Annotated in this window: 4 protein-coding genes; 2 read left to right on the top strand and 2 right to left on the bottom strand. The window is 37.1% G+C overall.

Features of this window, described 5'->3' with window-relative positions; all coding sequences use genetic code 11:
* The first annotated feature begins 121 nt into the window (after positions 1-121).
* Positions 122-1,297, top strand: coding sequence for a bifunctional 2-polyprenyl-6-hydroxyphenol methylase/3-demethylubiquinol 3-O-methyltransferase UbiG (gene ubiG / locus BA053_RS05215; RefSeq protein ID WP_015589098.1), 1,176 nt, complete (start codon positions 122-124; stop codon positions 1,295-1,297).
* Between the two features lie 11 nt (positions 1,298-1,308).
* Here ubiG and BA053_RS05210 read toward each other — a convergent pair whose 3' ends face one another.
* Entirely contained in the window at positions 1,309-1,749 is a 441-nt protein-coding gene (locus BA053_RS05210; protein WP_065106838.1) for a TrbC/VirB2 family protein, read from the bottom strand.
* Positions 1,750-1,888: 139 nt separating this feature from the next.
* On the opposite strand from BA053_RS05210, the gene metG reads away from it, so the two are divergent.
* On the top strand, positions 1,889-3,526 hold the full coding sequence (gene metG / locus BA053_RS05205) for a methionine--tRNA ligase (RefSeq protein ID WP_065095055.1): 1,638 nt from the start codon (positions 1,889-1,891) through the stop codon (positions 3,524-3,526).
* Positions 3,527-3,599: 73 nt separating this feature from the next.
* Here the strand turns inward: metG and BA053_RS07475 are convergent, their stop codons facing one another.
* Positions 3,600-4,781: a hypothetical protein gene (locus BA053_RS07475; protein WP_156518048.1), complete on the bottom strand. Its 1,182-nt coding sequence runs from the start codon at positions 4,779-4,781 to the stop codon at positions 3,600-3,602.
* Positions 4,782-4,829: the final 48 nt, after the last annotated feature.

The raw sequence follows: 4,829 nt of genomic DNA, 5'->3' as shown, positions 1-4,829 counted from the left end.
GAATGAATTGCGGTATGACGTAGGAAAACCTTAGCTATAGCTTTAGAACTCCCAAGAGGTCAGAAGCATTGAATGACTTGACAGAAAGTTCAAACCCATATAAAATGTCCTTATTTCTTATATGTTAGGTATAGTATCAATTGCCTCAGATCATGCTGGTTATGAATTAAAATCAGAAATAAAACCTTACCTGGAAGCCCTAGGTTACAGAGTAGTAGATCAAGGCTGCACTGCTAAGCAAAAGTGTGTAGATTACCCAAACTATGCTGTTAAAGTTGTAGAAGATATAACAAGCAAAAAAGCAAATTATGGGATATTAATTTGTGGTACAGGTTTGGGCATGAGTACTGTGGCAAATCGTTTTGAAGGAATCTACGCTGCTTTGTGTAATAGTGTTGAAATCGCAAAATTAGCTCGCGAGCATGGCAACGCAAATGTACTGTGTCTTGGTGCAGGATTTACTGCGAGTGGATTAGCAAAAGACATAGTCAAACAATTCCTCGAAACAGAATTTTCAAAAGAAAGCAGACATAAAAAACGCCTTGATAAACTCAGCAATATAACCTCTAAGAAAAAAAAAACAAAAACTTATAACGAAGATGAAATATCAAAATTCGCTAAAATGGCAGGCCAGTGGTGGGATGAGAACGGCAAATTCAAACCATTGCACATGATGAATCCTGTTAGAGTATCTTACATTATTGAGAAAATAAAAGAGTTAAAAAAATGCAATTTAAAAGAATTATCATTGCTTGATGTTGGATGCGGTGGTGGCATTTTGTCAGAGTCAATGGCACGCGTTGGCATTAACGTTGTGGGAATAGATGTATGTGAAGAAAACATAAAAGTAGCGCATTCACATGCGAAAAAAGTAGGGTTAAATATAGAATATATACACACCAGCATTGAAGAGCTAAGCAATGACAAGAAGTACGACGTGGTTCTGCTGATGGAAGTAGTTGAACATGTGGATAATTTAGAGCTTTTCATGAAAAAAGCGATAGAACTGCTAAAACCGGAGGGGTTAATCTTTATATCCACAATAAATAGAACTATTAAATCCTTTTGTCTTGCAATAATTGGTGCAGAGTACATATTAAATTGGCTGCCAAAAGGTACACATAACTGGAATAAATTTCTCAAGCCGTCAGAAATTGCAAATCACTTAAGAGAAAATAATGTAACGCTGCAAAACATGGCTGGCATGGAGTACAACGTAATAAAGCGTGAGTGGAATCTAACTAAAGGCGTGGATGTTAATTATATACTCTGCGGTTTGTTAGATTTAACTCTATAAAAGCACCATTTTCACTTCCAATACTTTGAAGGATCTTGGCCAGCTTTTATACAGTAGCCTTTATTAGTTAGCGCCCAACCGGAACGACAAGCATAACCTGTACCTACACGTTCATATCCAGGAGCAGCAACACACTTTCCATTCTCCAAGGTTTGACCTTTAAAAAGACAACAAACTTCTTTTTCTGTTACCTTTGTTACAATTTGAGGAGCACCAAAAAACACAGCAACAAACATACCCAGTGCGAAAAGTGCAGGCCAAGGCATTCTGCCAAATATTGCAAGTAAGCTTGAACCAATTATTACCACTGTAATAATTGGTTCACCTATTCTATGAACGTAACCTATTACATTACACATTACATCTGTTGCTCCATCAGCGTGTGCATCAAATGCATAGAAAACTATAAATAGAATTACAAGAAAATTTCTCATTGTTCTTTCAATAATCATGCCTGATTGTTTCTTATTTTAATAAAATTTCAGTAAATAGCTTTTTTCAAAAATTATGCTTAACCCAATCAATATTTATTTATTACTGCCTTTTTAATACTATAATTAACTCAGTTGATTTTTATCAAAATGCTAAACCATGGAACAATTCGAGAACTTTTACATCACCACGCCAGTATATTACGTAAACGATAAGCCGCATATTGGTCATGCATACACTTCTCTCTTGTGTGACGTGGTGGCAAGGTTCATGAAACTAGCTGGGAAAAATGTCAAATTTACCACTGGTACAGATGAACATGGACAAAAAATAGAAAAAGCAGCTAAAGCAAAGGAAATGCAGCCAAAAGAATTTACAGATGAAGTGAGCGTTTCATTTAAAGAATTGGCTAAGTTCATGAATTTTGAGTATGACGATTTTATTCGCACTACGGAGGAACGTCACAAAAAAGCAGTTATAGCTTTATGGAATAGACTTGAAGAGAGAGGGCAAATATATTTGGATTCCTATTCGGGTTGGTATTCAGTTCGTGATGAAGCATTTTATCAGGAATCAGAGCTGATAGATGGCAAAGCACCAACAGGCGCAGAAGTTCAGTGGATAAAAGAAGAGAGCTACTTTTTTCGCTTGTCAAACTGGCAAGACAAATTACTGGAACTCTATAAAAATCAGCCAAGTTTTATCTTTCCTGAGAGCAGAAGAAATGAAGTGATATCGTTTGTAAGATCAGGGCTCATTGACCTCTCAATCTCTCGCACTAGTTTTAACTGGGGAATAAAAGTACCAGGTAATGACAAACACGTAATCTATGTCTGGATAGATGCATTAACCAATTATCTTACATCAATAGGTTTCCCTAGTACTGAAGGTGAGGAATATAAGAGGTTTTGGGCAGAACCAGAAACACAGATTCCAGTGTCAAGCACTGGAATGACACCAAACCAAGGGAAAACGCAGATTCCAGTGTCAAGCGCTGCAAACCTAGCTGACAACTCTTTCAACGTTCATGTAATCGGTAAAGACATATTGCGCTTTCATGCTGTATATTGGCCAGCGATTCTCCTTGCAGCAGACCTGCCACTGCCAAAACAAATTGCAGTTCATGGTTGGTGGTTGAACGAGGGAGAGAAAATATCCAAGTCCCTTGGTAATGTCATAGATCCAATTGGCCTCGCTCAAGAGTTTGGTGTTGATCAGCTACGCTATTTTCTCCTTCGGGAAGCAAGCTTCGGTCAGGATGGCAACTTTAGTAAGAAAAATATGATCAGCCGGATAAATTCAGAACTGGCAAACAACATAGGCAATTTAGTACAAAGAACAATTTCATTTTTACACAAGCAATGTTCTGGAATTGTACCAACAATCGATCAAAGCCTACTTAAAGGTGAAGAAAGTCTTCCAGGTTGCAAAGCTATACTCGATCAAGTGATGAATCACCTATCAAAGTATGAATTTAACCATATCATACTTCTAATCATCAACATCTCTTCTGAAGCAAATGCCTACATAGACAAAAGTGCACCCTGGACACTAAGCAAAACTGACAGAGAGCGCATGAATTTAGTAATTTACAAGTTACTGGAATATATCAGGATAATAGGCATTTTATTGCAGCCAATCGTTCCCAAGTCAGCAGAGATGATACTAAATCAACTGCAAATTCCGAAAGAACAACGAGATTTAAAATCTTTGTGCGACGCGTGCGTAAGTTCAGGCATAACATTGCCTAAACCTACGCCGGTTTTTTTGAGGGTTGATGCTAAAGAGGAGAAATAGTGTAAAAACTATTTCTCCTGGATGGGATTATCTTTAGTTAACAACGGTGCACACCGCTGTCTACATATTCAAGTTAGGTGGCAAGTGCCTTAGTTACTTTAGCAAAATATGGTTTAGTAACATCAGCATCTATCACTACTACTTCAGTCATTGCCGACTTAACCTTTCCTAGGCTCCATGCAAACCAGCCTTGACCATTTTCTTCTTTAGTTGGCTGACTTTCTGGGCTAGAAATCTCAGTACCTTTTTCATCACCAGATTCTGCATCATAAAATACATCCTGATCCTCAGAAAGACTCATTAAATAACTTTTAGCAGCATCAACATTTAAATGATCAGGTTGCTTAGGAACGTTATCAATATTTAAATAATCCAAACTATTAGCTCGTTGCTTTTGCTCACTGGAAAGAACCTCAAGATTTAAATAATCCAAACGAGTTAGTTCTTGCATGCTAGGTTTAGATCCATCTTCACGCTTAAACTGCTCTTCCGGACTAGAAACCTTAGTACCATAAATCCTACTGTACAAGCTGCTTCCAACGCTGTTAAGTGCTCCTCTTACAGATGCAATTGACGCATCATAAGTATTTTTCAAGCCACCTCCAATACCACTAAGTGTTCCTTTTGTAGACTCAGTTGATGGCACATAATTATCGTAAGCATATTTGCCAGAATACAAGACACCATTAACTGCTTCTTTTGCAAACCAAACAGCGCTATTAACTGTTCCTTTTGCAAGCTGAACAGTGCCATCAGCAATTGCCACTTTTAATTTGTCTTCTTCTATCTTTTTATTTTTTTCAGCTAGTTGAGTTTTTTGCTCAGAACTTTTCTGCTTTTGAGTGCGTACTTGATCTTTTAACTTAGAATTTTCTTCCTCTTGAGCTTCTACTTTATTTTTTAACTTAGAATTTTCTTCCTCTTTAGCTTTTACTTCCGCTTCTTTTTTAGCTAGTTGAGTTTTTTGCCCAGAAATTGTTTGCTCTTGAGCTTTCATTTTATTTTTTAACTCAGAATTTGTTTTGTTCTCACTAATTGCTTTATACGAAAGTGCAATAGTTACAACAGAAAACACAGCATAACCAATAATAAATGGCAAGCCAACACTTAATGCTGCAACTGGAGCTAAGAAACCAATATAAGGAGCTGCAGCAAACACTCCAGATGCTAATAAAGTGAAAGTAGCCAGAGTTCCAGCTATATAATAGGGTACATTGTTTTTAGAGGTTGTCCGGAAACAAGTAAATTCAAGCATATTCCCTCTTTAACATAACCCTACTCATAGCTAGGTATATGAAATTCT

The sequence above is a fragment of the Wolbachia endosymbiont of Nomada ferruginata genome (assembly GCF_001675785.1).
Lineage (GTDB): Bacteria > Pseudomonadota > Alphaproteobacteria > Rickettsiales > Anaplasmataceae > Wolbachia > Wolbachia pipientis.
Note: the sequence above shows the minus strand (reverse complement) of the source record. Positions and strands in the feature narration are given on the sequence as shown.